At 61.9% G+C, this 18,415-nt stretch carries 16 protein-coding genes; 4 read left to right on the top strand and 12 right to left on the bottom strand.

Annotated elements, in window-relative coordinates:
* Nucleotides 1-17 precede the first annotated feature (17 nt).
* The gene (locus EN857_RS16035) at nucleotides 18-1,418 is read left to right on the top strand and encodes a bifunctional serine/threonine-protein kinase/universal stress protein (RefSeq protein WP_135858861.1); all 1,401 of its coding nucleotides are present in this window, start codon (nucleotides 18-20) and stop codon (nucleotides 1,416-1,418) included.
* Nucleotides 1,419-1,452: 34 nt separating this feature from the next.
* Here the strand turns inward: EN857_RS16035 and EN857_RS16030 are convergent, their stop codons facing one another.
* On the bottom strand, nucleotides 1,453-2,274 hold the full coding sequence (locus EN857_RS16030; protein ID WP_127309455.1) for a universal stress protein: 822 nt from the start codon (nucleotides 2,272-2,274) through the stop codon (nucleotides 1,453-1,455).
* A 137-nt stretch (nucleotides 2,275-2,411) separates the two neighbouring features.
* Nucleotides 2,412-4,034: a chaperonin GroEL gene (groL, locus tag EN857_RS16025; RefSeq protein ID WP_127309463.1), complete on the bottom strand. Its 1,623-nt coding sequence runs from the start codon at nucleotides 4,032-4,034 to the stop codon at nucleotides 2,412-2,414.
* 363 nt (nucleotides 4,035-4,397) lie between these two features.
* Between groL and EN857_RS16015 the strand changes: the two genes are divergently transcribed.
* Complete coding sequence (locus tag EN857_RS16015; protein WP_245511326.1) at nucleotides 4,398-4,919, top strand: SRPBCC family protein; 522 nt, start codon at nucleotides 4,398-4,400, stop codon at nucleotides 4,917-4,919.
* On the opposite strand, the gene arcC is transcribed toward EN857_RS16015, so the two are convergent.
* Genes arcC through arcD form a run of 4 tightly spaced genes read right to left on the bottom strand, consistent with a single transcriptional unit; the run spans nucleotide 4,874 to nucleotide 9,549 of the window.
* Nucleotides 4,874-5,836, bottom strand: a complete 963-nt coding sequence (gene arcC, locus EN857_RS16010; RefSeq protein ID WP_128345999.1) for a carbamate kinase — start codon at nucleotides 5,834-5,836, stop codon at nucleotides 4,874-4,876. The two genes, EN857_RS16015 and arcC, sit on opposite strands and share 46 nt — an antisense overlap.
* A 1-nt stretch (nucleotide 5,837) precedes the next feature.
* Nucleotides 5,838-6,839, bottom strand: coding sequence for an ornithine carbamoyltransferase (argF, locus tag EN857_RS16005; RefSeq protein WP_127393371.1), 1,002 nt, complete (start codon nucleotides 6,837-6,839; stop codon nucleotides 5,838-5,840).
* 18 nt (nucleotides 6,840-6,857) lie between these two features.
* Nucleotides 6,858-8,072 (bottom strand): arginine deiminase, encoded by a 1,215-nt coding sequence (locus EN857_RS16000; RefSeq protein WP_127309464.1) that lies wholly within the window; start codon nucleotides 8,070-8,072, stop codon nucleotides 6,858-6,860.
* A 10-nt stretch (nucleotides 8,073-8,082) separates the two neighbouring features.
* Entirely contained in the window at nucleotides 8,083-9,549 is a 1,467-nt protein-coding gene (arcD, locus tag EN857_RS15995; RefSeq protein ID WP_127393370.1) for an arginine-ornithine antiporter, read from the bottom strand.
* A gap of 301 nt (nucleotides 9,550-9,850) precedes the next feature.
* Here arcD and EN857_RS15990 point away from each other — a divergent pair, with 301 nt between their 5' ends.
* Nucleotides 9,851-10,345 carry a sulfocyanin-like copper-binding protein gene (locus tag EN857_RS15990; RefSeq protein WP_127309460.1) on the top strand — a complete coding sequence of 165 codons (495 nt, stop codon included), beginning with the start codon at nucleotides 9,851-9,853 and terminating at the stop codon, nucleotides 10,343-10,345.
* A gap of 58 nt (nucleotides 10,346-10,403) precedes the next feature.
* Here the strand turns inward: EN857_RS15990 and EN857_RS15985 are convergent, their stop codons facing one another.
* The 6 genes from EN857_RS15985 to EN857_RS34765 all read right to left on the bottom strand — a co-directional run bounded on the left by EN857_RS15985 (nucleotide 10,404) and on the right by EN857_RS34765 (nucleotide 15,445).
* A complete protein-coding gene (locus EN857_RS15985) occupies nucleotides 10,404-10,994 on the bottom strand; it encodes an NAD(P)H-dependent oxidoreductase (protein WP_127282009.1) in 591 nt (196 codons plus the stop codon).
* A 32-nt stretch (nucleotides 10,995-11,026) separates the two neighbouring features.
* Nucleotides 11,027-11,413 (bottom strand): hypothetical protein, encoded by a 387-nt coding sequence (locus EN857_RS15980; RefSeq protein WP_127282046.1) that lies wholly within the window; start codon nucleotides 11,411-11,413, stop codon nucleotides 11,027-11,029.
* Nucleotides 11,414-11,487: 74 nt separating this feature from the next.
* Complete coding sequence (locus EN857_RS15975) at nucleotides 11,488-12,732, bottom strand: MgtC/SapB family protein (RefSeq protein WP_128346000.1); 1,245 nt, start codon at nucleotides 12,730-12,732, stop codon at nucleotides 11,488-11,490.
* A 13-nt stretch (nucleotides 12,733-12,745) separates the two neighbouring features.
* Nucleotides 12,746-13,195 (bottom strand): thioredoxin TrxC, encoded by a 450-nt coding sequence (trxC, locus tag EN857_RS15970; RefSeq protein WP_127393769.1) that lies wholly within the window; start codon nucleotides 13,193-13,195, stop codon nucleotides 12,746-12,748.
* Between the two features lie 33 nt (nucleotides 13,196-13,228).
* Nucleotides 13,229-15,082 (bottom strand): heavy metal translocating P-type ATPase, encoded by a 1,854-nt coding sequence (locus EN857_RS15965; RefSeq protein ID WP_135858859.1) that lies wholly within the window; start codon nucleotides 15,080-15,082, stop codon nucleotides 13,229-13,231.
* A gap of 186 nt (nucleotides 15,083-15,268) precedes the next feature.
* Entirely contained in the window at nucleotides 15,269-15,445 is a 177-nt protein-coding gene (locus EN857_RS34765; RefSeq protein WP_187331232.1) for a hypothetical protein, read from the bottom strand.
* 284 nt (nucleotides 15,446-15,729) lie between these two features.
* On the opposite strand from EN857_RS34765, the gene EN857_RS15960 reads away from it, so the two are divergent.
* Nucleotides 15,730-18,411 carry a bifunctional acetate--CoA ligase family protein/GNAT family N-acetyltransferase gene (locus tag EN857_RS15960; RefSeq protein ID WP_128271877.1) on the top strand — a complete coding sequence of 894 codons (2,682 nt, stop codon included), beginning with the start codon at nucleotides 15,730-15,732 and terminating at the stop codon, nucleotides 18,409-18,411.
* Nucleotides 18,412-18,415: the final 4 nt, after the last annotated feature.

Raw genomic sequence — 18,415 nt, 5'->3', positions numbered from 1 at the left:
TTGTTGGAGACGATCGGGTGCAGCGGTTTGAATCAGGGGCAATCATTGATGGTTTCGAACTGGTCGAACGACTGCCGTCCGGCGGCATGGCCTCGCTCTGGCGCGCAAACAGCCCGCAGTTCGATTTCCCGCTGGTGTTGAAAGTCCCTTTCCTGGATCCGGGAGGCGATGTCTCCGTCATACTGGGCTTCGAGGCGGAAGAGTTGATCCTCAGGCGCTTGTCAGGTCCGCATGTACCCCGCTTCGTGGCCTCAGGAAACCTTTCAGAAATTCCTTTCATAGCCATGGAGTTCGTGGCCGGCACAAGTCTCGCCCAGCTGATCAGCAATGCGCCACTGCCAGCTGACGAGGTCGCGAGGGTCGGCTCCGAAATTGCCAAGGCGCTCGCCGCCCTGCATCGCCAAAAAGTGGTGCATCTCGATCTCAAGCCCGAAAATGTCATTCTTGCCGAGCGCGGCGCGGTGCTTCTCGATTTCGGGCTCGCGCGGCATGCAGAGCTTCCCGATCTTCTCGGCGCGGAAAGCTCCGTGCCGATGGGCTCCGCCGCCTACATGGCACCCGAACAAGTGCTTGCCGAAAGAGGCGACCCTGCAAGCGATCTTTTTGCGCTTGGCTGCATTCTTTACCAGCTGGCAACTGGCGAAGAACCGTTCGGGCGACCGGCGACTTTCGCCGGAATGAAGCGACGGCTCTACCACGCCCCCAGGCCACCGCGGGACCTGAACGGAGCCATCCCGCGGTGGTTGGAGGCAATCACGCTTCGGTGCATGGAGGTGGACAGGTCCAAGCGATATGTCGATGCCGCTCACGTGCTGTCCGATCTAAGGAACCCCGATCAGGTGGTGGTGCGGCACCTGCCTCGGAGCAAGGGAATTTGGGCCACGATCCTCGGTCTGCTTCGCAAGACTGACGACAAGTTGCTTCTCGGGATGCCGGCAGATCCCAGGCTTCTGGCCGGACCATCCATTGTTTTGGTCGCCGTCGATCTGGCCAACGGAAACGATCCGCTGGCCAGGGAGGTTCTGAGCGAGACCGCGCGCGTCCTTGGCTCGCGAGAAGACTCGTGGTTGGCCTGTGTGACAGTCCTGAAGACCGAGATTATCGGCGACACGCCCACGGTGGACGAGTCGGGCCGTTCGGAATATTTGAAGCGGCTGGTTGCCCTGAAGGATTGGTCCCGCCCGCTACATCTGCCGGAGGATCGCATCAGCTATCATGTTCTGGAGGCGGTCAGCCCCGCCGATGCGATCCTCAACTACGCTGAGCACAACGACGTCGGGCATATCGTTGTCGGGGCACGGGCGTCTTCCGCCATTCGCCGGCACCTCGGCAGTGTTTCTACCAAGGTGGTAGCACAGGCGCTTTGCTCGGTTTCAGTCGTGCGGTTGAAGGCGGTCGAAGAACAAGGGCGTCGGTGAGCCGCTGCGCGCAAGGACCCGCCGGGACGCCGCCTCAGTTTGATAGCAGTCGATTGATTGCCCCCTGTTTCAGCAGGGAGCGTGTCATGCCGCCGAAGGCCCATTCCCGGATCCGGCTGTGACCATAGCCGCCCGCGACCACAAGTCCTGCATCCATCGCACGGGCGAGTTCGGCAACGGCTTCGCAGGGATCTGCATTGCCGACGCCTATAACTTCGGATCTTGCCTTAACGCCATGCCTCGCCAGGAACCGGACAACGTCCTCGGCACTTTCGCGTGCGTTTCTCTGGCCCTGTTCCTCGATTGTCGCCACGAGCACATGTTGTGCGCCTGTCAAGAAGGGCATTGCATCGCTGACTGCGCGCCTTGCCTCGCGCGTGTTCTTCCAGGCGACAAGAACATTCTTTGGGTTGAGCGGAGCCAGGTTATCGACCGCAATCAGCACCGGCCGGCCCGCGGACAGCACCAGACTACCGGCATCTACGACACGGTGGCGATCGCTGGCGACGCCCTTTGCCGGCGCTCCCGTGACAATAAGGTCGGCGGCGCGGGCATGCATCGCGAGCAGACCTGTCGGATCTCCGATCTCCTCGCGCCAGAAAGCTCTGTCCCCGCCAATGCGGAGGAATTCCTCCTGCATCACCTTCAGGCGATCTTCGATTTCCGCCCTGCGTTGGCGCATTATCTCCGCAGCTGCAGCGGCGCCATTGTCTCCCGACACAAAGACATAGGCATCCGCCGCGGCGAAACCGATCAGTGTGGCATCGAACCGTTGCGCCAATTCCTGGGCATAACGCGCGCGGGGGGACGCCGGAGAATCGATGTCCAGTTGTACAATAATGGTGTTGAAGATCATTTTGTGTCTCCACAGCATGCTTGTCGCACGGTCGTTTGAGGTTCGGTCACGACACTTGTGATCACCAGCCGCGCTGCCTGCCGCGGCGGCGCATCGTCATCGCCTTTTCGACCTATGGAGGGTGCCCGGCGCACGACCTACATCGTCATTTCCGGTTCGAGAGCACGCTCCTTGGCCGGTTCGGGGATTTCCGTCATGGTCGCTTCGGTCAAGAGCAGAACACTGGCGACCGAGACGGCGTTTTCAAGTGCGATGCGCACCACCTTGGTTGGATCGATGATGCCGGCTTCGACGAGGTCAACATACTCTTTGCGTCCGGCATCGAAGCCAAAGTTTCCCGACCCCTCGATCATCTTGGCGATAACCACGCCACCGTCGACAGCCGAATTCTCGGCAATCTGCCGGACAGGCGTTTCGAGAGCGCGCCGGAGTATCTGCACGCCGGTCCTCTCGTCGCCCTCGGACAGTTTTTCTTCATCAGCTACCGTGGCGATGCAGCGCAGCAGCGCAAGCCCGCCGCCAGGCACCACGCCCTCGGCAACCGCAGCCTTGGTGGCGCTGATAGCGTCGTCTAGTGCCTCCTTCTTCGACTTCATTTCGGCCTCGGTTGGAGCCCCGACTTTTATGACGGCAACACCGCCGGCAAGCTTAGCCAGCCGCTCTTGCAGCTTTTCGCGATCGTAGTCGCTGGTCGTGCTCTCGATCTCGCGCCGGATCTGCTCTACGCGACCCTTGATTGCCTTGGCGTCTCCGCCACCGCCGATGATCGTCGTGTTGTCCTTATCGACGACCACGCGTTTGGCACGCCCCAACTGCGCCATCGTGACATTTTCGAGCTTGAGGCCAATATCCTCGGAGATGACCTGAGCGTCTGTCAGCACAGCTATGTCCTGCAGCATAGCCTTGCGCCGATCGCCGAAACCGGGCGCCTTGACTGCACAGTTCTTGAAGGTGCCCCGGATTTGATTGACGATGAGCGTGGCAAGCGCCTCGCCTTCGACTTCTTCGGCGACAACCAGCAGAGGCGAGCCCGACTTGGCCACGGCTTCCAGCAACTTGATGAGATCGTTCAGCGAAGCGATTTTCTTCTCCACGATCAGCACCAGCGCGTCTTCCAGGACCGCTTCCATCTTCTCGGGATCGGTCACGAAATACGGTGAAAGGAACCCGCGATCGAACTGCATGCCTTCGACGACGTCCAGAACGGTTTCAGTGGTCTTCGACTCTTCGACCGTAATGACTCCTTCACCGCCGACCTTTTCAATCGCCTCGCCAACCAACTGGCCGATGAGCGGGTCGTTGTGCGCCGAGATCGTGGCCACCTGTTCCTTTTCGCGCCGGGTCGAGACCGGTCGAGATATTTGCTTGAGTGTCTCGATCGCGCGCTTGGTGGCGCGATCGAGGCCGCGCTTGATGTCGATCGCGCTGGCGCCGGCGACGACATTGCGAACGCCATCGGCAAACATCGCGTGAGCGAGGATGGTCGATGTGCTGGTGCCGTCGCCAACCATATCGCCGGTCTTCTCGGCTGCTTGTCTCAGCATCCTGGCGCCGAGATTTTCTTCCGGGTCCTTCAGGTCGAATTCCTTGGCGATCGTCACCCCGTCGTTGCAAACGATCGGGGCACCCCATCTTTTTTCGATCAGTACAGATTTCGAGCGCGGCCCGAGCGTCACGCGCACGGCATCGGCGAGCTGTGTCGCGCCGCGAAGGATCTTTTCGCGTGCGGCTGAGCGGAACAGTACTTGTTTATGGGCCATGACCGTCTCCGAAATCTGTTGGCCAGTCTGAGCTAACAGGCATCCCGTCGGTCGGCCTTGATACGTATCAATCGCGATCAAGGGCCATGTTGACGAAGATCAATGACGACGGGACGCGTTACCTGCGTGATGGGATCGATCCAATCTGGAGGAGGACCATGCGGACGAATGAAACGCCCCGATACGACGACAGCGTGAATACCACGGGTTGCTGCCCCAGGTTCAATCGCGAGGGCTGGGACGGTAGCACCTGCACTTCAAGGGCAAGCGGTTTGTGAAAGCGAAAACCCACAGTGTCATGCACATCCCGATGAACATGGGCGGCGTGTTCGCGCGCGTTAGGACGAACCCGGAGGTGAGACGATGCCAGCAATGTCCCGCTCCAACGAGACTATCGTCGGAATAGAATGCGCGGCTGAGACCGTGTTTGCCTATCTTGATGACCACAGGCATCTGGGTGCTCATATGAGCACCTCGTCATGGATGATGCTCGGTTCGAAAATGCACTACGAATTCGATGCAGGCGAAGCCCGCTTGATCGGCTCCAAGTTCGGATTCCATGGAAAAATACTTGGAATTGCGCTGTCCGCCGAACAGGTGGTTACAATCCGGACGCCGCCCAAACTGAAGGTCTGGGAGACCATCGGAGCGCCAAGTCTATGGGTGATCGGCCGCTATCGGATGGGTTTCGAAATAGTGCCCGAGGCGAGAGGGTCCCGGCTTCGAGTCTTCATCGAATACGACCTGCCGGAGGCGGAACCGTCCCGTTGGCTTGGCCTGATCTTTGCGAATGCATACGCGCGCTGGTGTACTGGCCGGATGGCGAAAGACGCAGCCCGTTATTTCGCGACGGCGGGGGCTCGGGCAGTCCCTTTGAAAGGCTGAGCGGGACGAGCGGCGGCTTCGAACCGTGTGCCGCGCTCTCCTCTGACGATTTCGCTGGCATCATCGAGCTTGCCGATCGCTGCAGGTTTGCCCGTTGCATCAGCGAACTCGATTGCGGAGCTGACCTTCGGCCCCATGGAGCCGGCCGCAAAATCCCGCCCCGATATCTCGGTCGTTGCAACCCGACGGAGCGCGCGGGCGGTGGCGGTGCCGTGGCCACTATAGACCGCATCGACATCGGTCAGCATCAGCAGCATGTCGGCCTTCAGCTGGCGCGCGAGAAGTGAACTCGCCAGATCCTTGTCGATAACGGCTTCTACGCCGCACAGGCTGCCGTCGTCCCGCGCTATCACCGGGACTCCGCCGCCGCCCGTGCAAATGACGATGACGCCGCGTTCGACGAGAAACGAAATCACGGAGCCTTCAAGAATCTCCAGCGGCCTGGGCGAGGGCACGACCCGGCGCCACTTATCGCCATCGGGCGCGATCTGCCAGCTGCGTTCGTGGGCAAGCCTATGTGCTGTGTCCTCGTCATAGACCGGGCCGATCGGCTTCGTCGGGTGAGCGAAAGCCGGATCGTACGGGTCGACTTTCACCTGCGTCAGCAGCGTCGCGAACAGCCTTTCCTTTAAGAGGTTGCCGAGCTCCTGCTCAATCACATAGCCGATCATGCCAGCGCTTTCAGCGCCAAGGACGTCGAGTGGGAATGCGCCGCCATCCGGAGCGGCCGCCGCCTGGAGGGCCAGAAGCCCCACCTGCGGGCCGTTGCCATGCGTGACTACAATCGAGTGCCCTTCGCCGACGAGTGCCCCGAGTACGGATGCGGCGCGCTTGATGTTGGCACGCTGGTTTTCGGCGGTCATCGGTTCGCCGCGGCGCAGCAGCGCGTTACCTCCGAGTGCAACGACGATCAGCATCTCAGTTGCCGATCGTGGCGACGAGCAGGGCCTTGATCGTATGCATGCGGTTTTCGGCCTGGTCGAAGACGATCGATGCGCCCGATTCAAACACCTCGTCAGTGACCTCCATGCAGTCGATGCCATACTCCTTCGCGATGAACGCGCCTATCTCGGTGTCGGTGTCGTGGAATGCCGGCAGGCAATGCATGAACTTGACATGAGGGTTGCCCGCGGCAGCCATCACTTCGCTCGTGACCCGATAGGGCGTCAAAAGGCGGATACGCTCGGCCCAGCCCGATTTGTCCTCACCCATCGACATCCACACGTCGGTGTAGACAAAGTCGGCGCCCTGGACGCAGCCCATCACGTCTTCGTCCAGCCTGAAGCGGCCGCTGCTTTGTGCTGCAAGGTCTCTGACATGGGCGCAGAATTCCTCGTCCGGCCAAAGTTCCCTTGGCGAGGCAATGCGCATGTCGATGCCGACCTTGGCTGCGCCCAGTGCCAGCGACAGCGCGACATTGTCACGTCCTTCGCCGACGAAGGTGACGGTCATGTCCGAAAGGTGCTTGTGCGTGAACTCGCGCATGGTCATGAAATCGGCGAGGATCTGTGTCGGATGCGCTTCGTCGGTAAGGCCGTTGTAGACGGGCACGCCCGCGTGCGCGGCAAGCAGTTCGGCCTGGTGCTGGCCAAAACCGCGATACTCGATCGCATCGTACATGCGGCCGAGCACGCGCGCTGTATCCTTCATGGATTCCTTGTGGCCGATATGGCTGCCGGTGGGGCCGAAATAGGTGACGTGGGCGCCCTGATCATAGGCCGCCACCTCGAATCCGGTTCTGGTGCGCGTCGAGTCCTTCTCGAAGATCAGCGCGATATTCTTCCTGATGAGACGCGGTATCTCGTGGCCCGCGAGCTTGGCCGCCTTGAGGTCGGCGGCCAGTTTCAGAAGAAAGCGGATCTCGTCGGCCGTGAGATCGTCGAGCGTGAGCACCGAGCGGCCGTGAAGGTTGATCGACATCGGGAATTTCCTTTCCGGTCAAATCGGATCGCGGGCAATCGGGCAGGTCATACAGTGGCCGCCGCCCCGACCACGGCTGAGTTCAGCGCCTTCAACGGTGATCACTTCAATCCCGGCGCGACGCAGCAGCGTGTTGGTATAGACATTGCGGTCGTAGCCGATGACGACGCCGGGTTCGACGGCAACGACGTTGTTGCCGTCGTCCCATTGCTCGCGCTCGGCCTCGTAACGGTCGCCACCGGTGGCGATGATGCGCAGCGAATTCAGTCCAAGCGCTTCTGCAACCACTGCCGTGAAAGGCTCCGTCTCATCCGTGACCTTGACGGCCGCCTCGCCATCGCCCGGTCGCAGAGAGAAGGTTCGCAGGCGGTCGACCACCGGCGGGTACATGGTCACCAGGTCGCGGTCGCAGAAGGTGAAGACGGTGTCGAGATGCATGAAACTGCGGTCCCGCGGCATCAGGGCTGCGATGACGCGTGTCGCTTCACCGGCCGCGAACAGGCTGCGTGCGAGGTCGCCCACGGCTTGCGGCGTGGTACGTTCTCCCATTCCGACAAGCACTGTTCCGCCGCCGATCGGCATCACGTCTCCACCTTCCAGACTGGTGCCTGTTCCCAAACCTGGCGATACGAAGGGGAGGCCGCTGTCGCGAAAACGGGGATGGAAGCGGTACACTGCTTCCACGTTGGCCGCCTCCGGGCGCCTCGCCGGCCAGTACATGGCGTTGACCGAAACTGATCCGTAGATCCAGCAGGAACTGTCGCGCGTGAAAAGCTGGTTCGGCAGCGGCGGAAGCACGAAGTCCTGGGGAGCAAGTGTCCTTCCGGTCAGTCCCTTCGGCTGGAAAGGAAGCTCGGCACGGGCAATGCCGCCGACTAGAAAGGACGCCAGCTGCTCCGGTGGCATGTCGTTTAGCCATCCACGCAACTCGTCGACCATATCCAGTCCGACGACACCGGGATGGACCCGGCGATCGAGAAGCCAGTCGCGCGCCTTGCTGATGGTCATGGCCTCCGCAAGGAGCTCTCCAAAGGAGTGCACCACCACGCCGCGTTCGCGCAACGCATCGACGAAGACGTCATGTTCCTGGCGTGCGCGCTTGACCCACAATACGTCGTCGAACAGCAGCGCCTTGCAGTTCTCGGGCGTGAGCCTGCGCAGGCTGAGGTCCGGTCGATGGACCATCACCTCGCGCAGGCGGCCGACTTCGGAATGGACTCCCAGGCCTGTCATCGTGCGTCCTTCAGAGCGGGCTGATAGCGCCGGTCCACATCTCGTAGACGGCCAGGATGGCGACAGCGACGAGGGCTGCAGCGACAGCAGCTTCCACAGGATGGAAGACACGCTGGTTGGTTTCGCGACGTGCCCAGACGTAGAGAATGATGCCGGGCGCATAAAGGATCGCGCACATGAACAGATATGCCGGTCCTGCCGCGTAGACGAGCCACAGGCCGTACACTGTCGCCAATATGCCAGCGAAAAGGGGGCCAGCGCGTTGCTCGCCATTCTCATAACTCTCTCCGGTCAATGCGAGCTTGGCCGCGTAGGCCCCGGAGAAGATGTAAGGTACGAGAATGGCTGCCGACGCGATATAGAACAGTGCCTGGTAGGTGCTCTGTGCGAACAGCGTGATAACCAGGAACGCCTGCACGAGCAGGTTGGTGATCAGGAGCGAGGTCGACGGCACGCCCCGCTCGCTCTCGTGGCCGAAGAACTTCGGCATCGTGCCGTCTTTGCCGGCAACGTGCGGAATTTCCGCGGCAAGCAGCGTCCAACTCAGGAACGCGCCGACCACGGACACAACAAGCGCGATGTTGATGAGGATGGCGCCCCACGGTCCGACAACCGCCTCCAGGACACCTGCCATGGAGGGGTTCTTCAACGCGGCGAGCTCAGTTTGGCTGAGGATGCCGAGCGACAGCAGCGAAACCAGCGCGTAGAGAGCGAGGCAGGTGAAGAATCCGAGAACAGTCGCCTTCGCGATGTCGCTGCGGCGTTCCGCACGGGCTGAAAATACGCTTGCTCCCTCGATGCCGATGAAGACCCACAGCGTCACCAGCATCGTGCTCTTCACCTGTGCGGCAATCGAGCCGAGACTGGCGTTGCCAAGCCCGCTGAAGTCGAGAGACCAGACCTGAAGCTTGAAAGCCACAGCGACGATCCCGACAAACAGCACCACAGGAGCAATCTTCGCCACCGTGACGACCAAGTTGACGACTGCTGCCTGACGGATGCCTGCCAGAACCAGGACGTGGATCAGCCACAACAGGACAGACGCGCCGAGCACCGCCTGCCAGGTATTGCCGTCGCCGAAAGCTGGAAAGAAGTAGGACAAAGCGCTGAACACGATCACCGCATAGGAGACATTGCCGACCCAGGCGCTGATCCAGTAACCCCAGGCGCTGTTGAAGCCGATGAAGGGACCGAAGCCGGCCTTGGCGTAGGCGTAGGGACCCGCGTCGAGTTCTGGTCGCCTTACCGCGAGCGACTGATAGACGAAAACAAGCGCCAGCATCCCAACCGCGGTGATCGCCCAGCCAATCAGGATCGCAAGAGGGCCGGCGCCGGTCGCCATGTTCTGCGGCAGGCTGAACACGCCGGAGCCCACCATCGAGCCGATTACCAATGCGGTCAGGGAACCCAGTCGAAGCTTGGCAGAAGTCGTCGACGTGACTTTTCGGATCGGGATATCGATTCCAGCCGTAGCCATGATGCTCTCCCCAATTTGAAACTTTGATGGGGGATATTGAACAGGAAACAGGTCGGGGGCCTTGACGTGGGTCAAGCGGCAAATGGTTGGCGCGCGGCCGTAAAGCCCAACCGGCGGGCATTACCTGACGATCCGTCACGGCACCGATCTACACCCTCAAACTGGCTGGCAGTTGCACCGGCGCCGCTAATGAGTCGCGCCGATCAGTTTGATTTGGCGCAAGGACGGCGCGGGACTCCGCGAACAGGATGACAATCAGGACGTAGAGCGCTTTCTGCCGCCGTCCTGAAGGAGGTTCGCCATGAAAACCATATTGAAGAGAATAGCGCTCGGGCTGGCTGCTGCAATGCTGATGGTCGGCGATCGCGGAGCCCAGGCTGCGACGCTTGTCCAGATTTCGCTGTGGGACAAGGGCGCGGACGTGCAGATGCCGACGGGGATCGCCTATGCAGCGCCAGGACTCGATCTCACCAAGGCGACCATGGGTATCAAGGCTTCGCCGGGTGCGGTGAAGGCCGGAGAGGTCACATTCAAGGTGACCAACGACTCCAAAGACACCGTTCACGAAATGATAGTGATGTACCTCGCCGATCCCGGCAAGCCGCTTCCTTACCTCGAGGCCGAGAACAGGGTCGATGAAGACAGGGCTGGTGACAAGGGCGAGGTTTCTGAGCTCGATCCCGGCAAATCAGGCACATTGACCGTCGAACTGAAGGCAGGAAAATACCTGCTTATCTGCAACGTGCCTGGTCACTATGGCGCCGGCATGTGGGCCGAATTCACCGTCGATCCATAGGCCCTGAAGAAACGGCCCCTGTGGGGGGCAGAAATGTCCCGGTTTGCGGATCGCCATGCTATAGCCCTCGCTCCCCTAGCTTGCGCATCTGCCCGATCCATCTTGCTCTGGTCCTGTCGCTGGCGCCCGCGACCATCCCGAACAGGGTCTCCCGCACCGGTCTGATGCCGACAAAATGCAAGATGCTTCGCCGCATGCCGGCGATGCCGTGGCTGAAGAACCAAAGCCGGTAGAGAGCGGATGGCATGCCCATCGTTGCCACCACGCGAGCGGAGCGACCACGAAGCAACGTCCTGGCAAAGCCGCCGCCCTTGTCCGGGTAAGCAAAGGCGGTCCCCGGCCGCATGACCTGTTCCAGAAATGCCTTGAGCAAAGCCGGCATGGTCCCGAGCCAGAGTGGGAAGACAAACACGATATGCTCCGCCCAGACAATCGCTTCAGCGGCATGCTGGAGGCTGTTGGGGACGGCGCCGTGTTCGAATTCCTGCATTGTCCGCAGCACTGGAAAATCAATTGCCGCGATATCGATCCGGCGGACGCTGTGCTGTGCCTGCTCCGCCCCCTCGGCGTAGGCCTGCGCAAGAGAGCGACAGAGCCGGTCGGGGGATGGGTCGGGATGACCGACCACAATGAGGATGCGACGCGACATGGTCTGCACCTGGGAAGCCTGGCGTGGCGGTGTTACGGGCGCTCGACCCTTGCCACCTTGTAGGTGTGCATGGCTCCGTTGCGTTCGATCGAAACATATTCGCCTGTCACGAAGCGTTCGTCGCCAAGATGAAAACCGGTCTCGTCATCGCGATCGCCTTCGGCATAGTCGAAATACCATTGCCCGCCCGGCTTGCGGCGGAGGCGGCCGATCAAGTCGTCCTCGCCAGTGCAAAAACGGCGCACGCGGCAGGCGGCCCGGTGCGATTTCCATTCTTCCGCGTCAATCCTGCCTTCGCTGGTTAAGGGAGCAAGTACATCATAGCCTTCCTCGCGATCCCCTTCCGGGTGACCCTTCTCGCGAGCAAGCAGCAACCGCACATGGCGGAATTTCGGGGTGAGGTCCTGCAAACTGGTCATCGCGAACTCCTTTGATGTGATCCATAGCGCGGCCACGGGTGCCAGCCTTGATCCGTGTCAAAGGAGAGTTCTCGTTAGGGCACAAGCATGGTGAAACAGCCTGCTGCCGCTGCGACCAGCGTGATGCCAGCCAGAGGCAGCCAGAACCTCACTGGACCAGCAAATGCCGCCAGCGACAGGCGGCCGATCGCGTTTGCAGTGAGTGCTGTCAGCACCGCCAGGCCGACGGCTTCAACGGAGACCGAATGCTTCACCAAACGCAATGCGCTCAGCACTGAAACGTCGACATCGAACATTCCCGCAAGCGCTGAGCTCGCCAGCAACCCGTGTCCGCCGAACTGAGCTGCCAACGCGGCGCTTGCGGTCGAAACGATCGCGAAAAGCATGGCAAACAGCAGCAGCGGGCCCAGCTCAAATGGATTGCGCGCCGGGGTGCCCTTTTCTGGATCCCGGCCATGGTTGGTCAGCAGGAAAATTCCGCATAGGGCGAATGCGACCGACGCGGCAAGGGCCGGCAAGCCGACCGTGGCCAATAGGCTTGGCTCGATGGCCAGAACTACAGTGCAAACGCGCAAAATCGAAACCATCGCGGCAAGCGAAGCCGCGCCCGCGAGCGGCAGAGGATTGGCGGCAGAAGCGGCACTGCGAGCAAGGGTCATGGTCACCGCGGTGGAGGAGACGACCGCACCGGCGAGCGAACTGACGAGCAGGCCGCGCGTACCACCGAGGACGCGGATGGCCACATAGCCGGCGAACGATATCGAGGCCATCAGCACTGTGAGGAACCAGACCTCCCAAGGGTTGAACCCACCCCATGGGTCCATCGTGCGATTTGGCAGCAACGGCAGAACGATCGCGGTCATCACCGCAAGCATCAAGGCCGAACGAAGTTCAATCCAGGTCAGACGCCGCAAGAGACCGTGCAGGATTTCGCGACTTGCAAGGACGGCCGCGAGAGCTGCCCCGCCAGCCGCCGCGGCCCGATAGTCACCGGCGACCGAAAGCGCACCAAGCGCGAAGACGCCTAGGCCGGCGATGACGCTCGTAACGCTGAAATCCTCGTCGTGGGCCGCCTCGCGTGCCTTGTACCAGGCGAAGATTGCCGCAAAGGCGATGAACCCGCCGACCAGAACGGATACAGCGCCAAGCGCGTTGGCCAGAGCTGTCACAATGCCGCCGAGTAGGCCTGATATGCCGAACGTCCGAATTCCGGCCGTCCGGCTGCGATCGGGTGCATCGCGCTCCCGCCAGCCGCGCTCCAATCCGACGAGTAGACCTATTGCCAAGGCGAGTCCGCGCCGGGCTATGAGCGTATCCATGAGGTTGCGGCTCTCAGGCTGTGGCCATCGGCAGGTGGTCGCGAACCCACCTGACGATTTGCCTAGCACTCATCGCGCCGGAGACGCGCGCAACCTCTTGCCCGCCGTGGAACAGGATCATGGTCGGGATGCCGCGGATACCAAGCCTGGCAGCGACGGCTTGTTCCCTGTCCGAATTCAGCTTGATCAGCCGGACATGCGGCTCCAGTTCCTGCGCTGCCGCTTCATAGGCCGGTGCCATCATCTTGCACGGGCCGCACCAGGGTGCCCAGATATCGACGACAACGGGCAGATTGCTTCGCGTGATCTGTCGATCAAAAACCTGGGCATCGACGTCCTCAGGATGACCAGAAAACAGCCTGTTCCCGCACTTTCCGCATTTCGCAGCCTTGGCATTGCAGATTGCCGGCAGGCGATTGACCCCGCCGCATTTGCTGCAAACCACCAAATCCTGCTGCGTCATGGTGCTATCCATCCATCCGCTTCGTATCATCGGTCATCGGCGTCCGAGATGTCCATTGCCCAGGGCGCGTAGCGCATTCAGGATAACCGCCACGTCGATCCCCTCTTGCAGCAGTGCTCCGGCAACCGGAGTGATCTGTCCCATGGCCGCCGCTGCCATTGCCATCCCCGAAAGCGCCAGCCCGACGATGATGCTTTGCAGGGCAATCGTCCGTGTTCGCCGGGCAATCTCGACAGCCTCGGCGACTGGCTGCAGCCTGTCGGTCAAAACGACAATGTCTGCGGCTGCGGAAGAGGCGGTAGCGCCGCGGGCGCCCAAGGCGATGCCGACCGTTGCGGCGGCGAGGGCAGGGGCATCGTTGACGCCGTCGCCCACCATCATTGTCGGTGCCAGGGCCTTCTCGGCTTCGACCGTCGCAACCTTTTTCGCCGGAGTTGCATCGGCGATGACGGCATCGAGGCCAAGCAATGCCGACACTCGCTCTGCCGCGGCGCCGTCATCGCCGGTGAGCATGACCATACGCTCGATGCCGGCGGAGCGGAGGGTGCCGAGCGCATCGCGAGCATCCGCACGCAGGGCATCTCCGAAGGTGAATACGCCGGCAAGGCGCCCGTCGAACGCCACGAAGACCCTGAGCACGGGCTCGTTCCGGTATTGCTCCTCACCGCATAGCGTCCAGCGGGGCAGCGGCCTGCCGGCGAGCACCAGCATTCGCGATCCTGCAAGGACCGATACATTGCCAACCTGCCCTTTCAACCCCGCTCCGCGATATTCATGGACGCCATGCGGATGTGAAAGCATCAGCTGTCTGCCGCGGGCCGCGCGGATAATCGAGTCGGCGAGCACATGGTGCGAGGCCTGCTCCAACGATGCCAACGACTGCAGCAACTGGTCAGCTTCGTCGCCAGGTGCAACGTCGATCTCGACGAGCTCGGCGCCACCGATGGTCAAGGTCCCGGTCTTGTCGAAAATCGCGGTGCGCGCCTGCGCGAGGGCTTCTAATGCCGCACTACCTTTCATCAAGATGCCGGCACGCGCGGCGCGCGAAACGCCGCCAATGAAGGCGACAGGGGCAGCAAGGATGAGCGGACAAGGCGTCGCGACAACGAGAACCGCAAGCGCCCTGATCGGATCGCCGGATGCATACCATGCGGTACCCGAGACCAGTAGGGTGGCTGGCAACAGGAACAGGGCAAAGCGGTCGGCCATGCGGATGAACGGCGCTTTCGCAGTCTGCGCCGTGGCGACCATGCGCACGATCGCCGCATAGGTACTCTGTTCAGCCAGAGCGGAAGCCCGCATGCTGAAGGGCTCGCCGGCATTGAGGGTGCCGCTGCGCAGCGCATCGCCGGCGCTTCGCCGTACCGGCAGCGGCTCTCCTGTTACCGCCGACTCGTCAACAGACGCCGAAGCATCGAGCAGGATCCCATCGACAGGCAACAATTCGCCGGTTCGCACCAGGAGTTCTTCGCCGACGGAAACCTGATCCACGGAGATCGTATCTGTACTTTGTGCCGACTTTCGATGTGCGACGCGCGGCGCCCGGTCGGTCAGCGCCTTAAGGTTCCGCTCGGCCCGACCGCGGGCAAAATCCTCGAGCGCTGTGCCGCCAGCATACATTATCGCCACCACAACTGCGGCCAAGGGCTGGTCCAGGAGCAGTGCCGCGGACATTGAGACCAGCGCGATCGCATCGACACCGAAACGGCCGATCCAGAAGTCGCGCAAGATGGAAATGGCGAGAGCCACCACTACGGGCAAGGTCGCCACCGTCCAGACCGTGCCTGCCTCGATGGATCCAAAGCCGAATTGCCTGATCCATAACCCGATGGCCAGGCCCAGGATGGCGATGACCAGCAATGCGCGTCGCAGGGCGGACTCGTTCATGCGATGCTTTCCGATTTTATCTAAGGCACCGGAGGTCGCGAAGCCGGGTCTTCGTCTATCCGGTCTCGCTCGATCAACGGGGGAGCGCTGGCCACCAGGTTTCAGCGTGCCACCTCACGCGGATGCTGGCCCGCTCTGTCGCGATCATGTGGTGAAGCGCAGCCCTGTGCCGCCTCATGCAAACGATTAGCCGCCGTCGTTTAACGGAAAGAAATGGACCACCTTTAACGTGATCGGGACGTCGTAGCCCTCGATCAGGACCGTGGCCCACTGGTCACCTAGATCGTCCTGCCAGGTGTCGGTGACGCGGCACCTCACGGCCAGATCCATGCCGACCTCGATCTTGTCCGTTCTCTTCGCCATCACCTTATCCTTTCAGCGGTTCGTAGACGGCTTCCGCTGAACTCTATGCTTGCCGATCTTGTGGGCCTTGATTTTGGTCAACCGCCAGAGGTTTCGGTTTGCGCCGCGATCACCTTTCGCGCCCTGAGACGACCTGGTGCCAGTCGCATTGCGAGCAGTCGTCTGGGGCAACCGGCCGCGGCAGAACCCCCGCAGTTGAAAGCGACAACCGAAGGCGACTTTGATCCAACGCAATGAACGGGCAAGATCGACCGGCAACTATCGCCACGAACGGAGAAACAGGGGTGACGATCCGAAATCTCGAACATGCTTTCGCCCCGAAGTCGGTTGCCGTGTTCGGCGCATCGGTGCACGACGGCTCTGTCGGTCGTGTCGTCTTCGACAACATCGTCAACGGCGGCTTCGAGGGCGAGATCTGGCCGGTCAATCCGAAATATTCGCAAGTGGCTGGGCGACGCTGCTATGCGACAGCGGCCGAATTGCCGGGCGTTCCGGATCTGGGGGTAGTCGTCACGCCACCAGAGACGGTCCCCGGTATCGTGCGCGACCTCGGGGAGAAGGGGACACGAGCGGCAGTCGTCCTGACTGCGGGGCTTACGCGCGAAAACGGTTTGCGCCAGGCGATGCTTGATGCCGCCAGGCCCACACTCTTACGCATCATAGGGCCGAATACGGTTGGTCTGATGCTCCCGCCCAAAAAGCTCAACGCCGGTTTCGCGCATATGGCAGCCAGACCCGGCAACATAGCCCTGTTGTCGCAATCCGGCGCCATTGCCACTTCGCTGATCGACTGGGCGGCGGACAACAATATCGGCTTCTCGCAAATCGTCTCGCTGGGCGACATGGCGGATGTCGATGTTGGAGATTGCCTCGACATGCTGGCTGGCGACGCGCGCACGAGGGCCATCGTTATGTATCTCGAAACCGTACCCAATCCGCGCAAGTTCATGTCTGCGGCACGGGCGGCCGCACGCATCAAGCCGGTCATCGCGATAAAGCCGGGTCGGCATGAGTTGGCGGCAAAGGCCGCGGCGACGCACACCGGCGCACTTTCAGGAGCCGATCGGGTAGTGGAGGCAGCTCTCCGGCGGGCGGGCATCTTGCGCGTGAAAGGTCTCGCTGAATTGTTCGATGCCGCTGAAACGATCGCCCGCTTCTCGCCTCTGGAACGAGCCCGTGTCGGTATCGTCACCAACGGCGGTGGCGCAGGCGTGCTCGCCGTCGACCAACTCGTCGACGGCAATGGCGAGCTGGCCGAGCTTTCGCAGACAACGATCGAGCGATTGAACGACGTGTTGCCGCGCACATGGTCGCACGCCAATCCGGTGGACATCGTCGGCGATGCGGCGCCCGAGCGCTACAAGGCTGCGGTCGAAGCCGTCGCGGCAGACCCTGGAACTGACGTCGTCCTGGTGATGAACTGCCCGACGGGACTTGGCTCGCCGCTCGCGGCGGCAGGTGCGGTGGCCGAACTTGCCAAGGCAGGCAGGATCTGCGGAAAGCCGGTATTGGGCTGCTGGCTGGGAGAACGCACGGCGCGCGAGGGCCGGCGTGTCCTGCAGGGTGCCGGAGTGGCCAGCTTCGAGACGCCTGCAGACGCCGCGATCGCCGTTTCCTACCTCAGCGACTGGTCGCAAGCTCAGCGGGCGCTGCTGCGCACGCCATCGAGCCGCCGCGAGGATACAGTCGGCGGCCGCGACACCGTGCTTGCCATATTCAGACAAGTGGCGAGCGAGCGACGGCGCATGCTGACGGAGCCGGAGGCCAAGGCCGTTATTTCCGCCTATGGCATTGCCGTGCCCGAGACGATCGTCGCCAGATCTCCTGCCGAGGTAGAGGCGGCTGCCAGACACCTGCTCAAAACGTCCGAACTTGTCGTCGTCAAGCTGTGGTCGAAGGCAATTTCGCATAAGTCGGACATTGGCGGGGTAGTGCTCAATATTGCCGCCGCCTCTGTCGCTAGGGACGCCGCAACCGCGATCCGGGCCCGGTTGCGCAAGCAGGCTCCGACAGCCACTGTTGAAGGCTATGCCATCCAGCCCATGGTGGTGCGAAGATACGCCCAGGAACTCATCCTCGGCATGAGCCGGGATCCGATCTTCGGTCCGGTCATCCTGTTCGGCTCCGGCGGAGTGGCGGTCGAGGTGCTGGATGACACAGCGATCGCCTTGCCGCCACTCGACGATGTTCTCGCGGGCGACCTGATCGAACAGACGCGCATCAGCCGGCTGCTTGCCGGTTATCGCGGTCGCCAACCGGCCGATCGTGGGGCAATCATCGCCGCGCTCAACGGGCTGTCGCAAATGGTCGTCGATTTTCCATGTCTCGTCTCAATGGACATCAACCCGCTGCTGGCTGATGCCGACGGCGTGATCGCGCTCGATGCCCGCATCGAGATCGATCCAGAACGCGTGGAGCAGCCAGCGCCAAACCCGGCGCTCGCAATAAGGCCCTACCCATCAGGCTGGAGCAGGGATTTTTCCGCGGACGGCGCCCGCTATCATATCCGGCCGATAAAGCCGGCCGACATTGTGCTCTATCCCGAATTCCTGGCGAGGATTTCGCCGGACGATCTGCGCCTGCGGTTCCTATCCCCGCGCAGGAACTTCCCGGACCAGATGCTCAAGCGGTTGACCCAACTCGACTATGACCGTGATATCGCTTTCGTCGCGCTGGAGGCGGGCACCGGCGCGCTGGCCGGGGTCGGCCGGCTTTCCTGCGATCCTGACCATAGGGTCGGAGAATATGCGTTGTTGGTCCGTACGGACCTGCAGGGCCACGGCCTTGGCTGGGAACTGCTCAGGCAGATCATCGACTATGCCAGGGCAGACAAGATCAACCGAATCGAAGGTATAATGCTTAGCGAAAACAGCAAGATGTTGGCTATGTGTCGCGAATTCGGCTTCTCCATCGCGCACCACCCCGACCAGGCAGGCCTGTCGTTGGCAACCTTGGAGGTCGGCTGAACGC

Source organism: Mesorhizobium sp. M4B.F.Ca.ET.214.01.1.1 (genome assembly GCF_004791545.1).
GTDB lineage: Bacteria > Pseudomonadota > Alphaproteobacteria > Rhizobiales > Rhizobiaceae > Mesorhizobium > Mesorhizobium abyssinicae.
Note: the sequence above shows the minus strand (reverse complement) of the source record. Positions and strands in the feature narration are given on the sequence as shown.

Coding starts and splice junctions, on each gene's coding strand:
- EN857_RS16030 (WP_127309455.1), bottom strand. CDS start 2,274: ATGATCTTCAACACCATTATTGTACAACTGGACATCGATTCTCCGGCG.
- groL (WP_127309463.1), bottom strand. CDS start 4,034: ATGGCCCATAAACAAGTACTGTTCCGCTCAGCCGCACGCGAAAAGATC.
- EN857_RS16015 (WP_245511326.1), top strand. CDS start 4,398: ATGCCAGCAATGTCCCGCTCCAACGAGACTATCGTCGGAATAGAATGC.
- arcC (WP_128345999.1), bottom strand. CDS start 5,836: ATGCTGATCGTCGTTGCACTCGGAGGTAACGCGCTGCTGCGCCGCGGC.
- argF (WP_127393371.1), bottom strand. CDS start 6,839: ATGTCGATCAACCTTCACGGCCGCTCGGTGCTCACGCTCGACGATCTC.
- EN857_RS16000 (WP_127309464.1), bottom strand. CDS start 8,072: ATGACAGGCCTGGGAGTCCATTCCGAAGTCGGCCGCCTGCGCGAGGTG.
- arcD (WP_127393370.1), bottom strand. CDS start 9,549: ATGGCTACGGCTGGAATCGATATCCCGATCCGAAAAGTCACGTCGACG.
- EN857_RS15990 (WP_127309460.1), top strand. CDS start 9,851: ATGAAAACCATATTGAAGAGAATAGCGCTCGGGCTGGCTGCTGCAATG.
- EN857_RS15985 (WP_127282009.1), bottom strand. CDS start 10,994: ATGTCGCGTCGCATCCTCATTGTGGTCGGTCATCCCGACCCATCCCCC.
- EN857_RS15980 (WP_127282046.1), bottom strand. CDS start 11,413: ATGACCAGTTTGCAGGACCTCACCCCGAAATTCCGCCATGTGCGGTTG.
- EN857_RS15975 (WP_128346000.1), bottom strand. CDS start 12,732: ATGGATACGCTCATAGCCCGGCGCGGACTCGCCTTGGCAATAGGTCTA.
- trxC (WP_127393769.1), bottom strand. CDS start 13,195: ATGACGCAGCAGGATTTGGTGGTTTGCAGCAAATGCGGCGGGGTCAAT.
- EN857_RS15965 (WP_135858859.1), bottom strand. CDS start 15,082: ATGAACGAGTCCGCCCTGCGACGCGCATTGCTGGTCATCGCCATCCTG.
- EN857_RS34765 (WP_187331232.1), bottom strand. CDS start 15,445: ATGGCGAAGAGAACGGACAAGATCGAGGTCGGCATGGATCTGGCCGTG.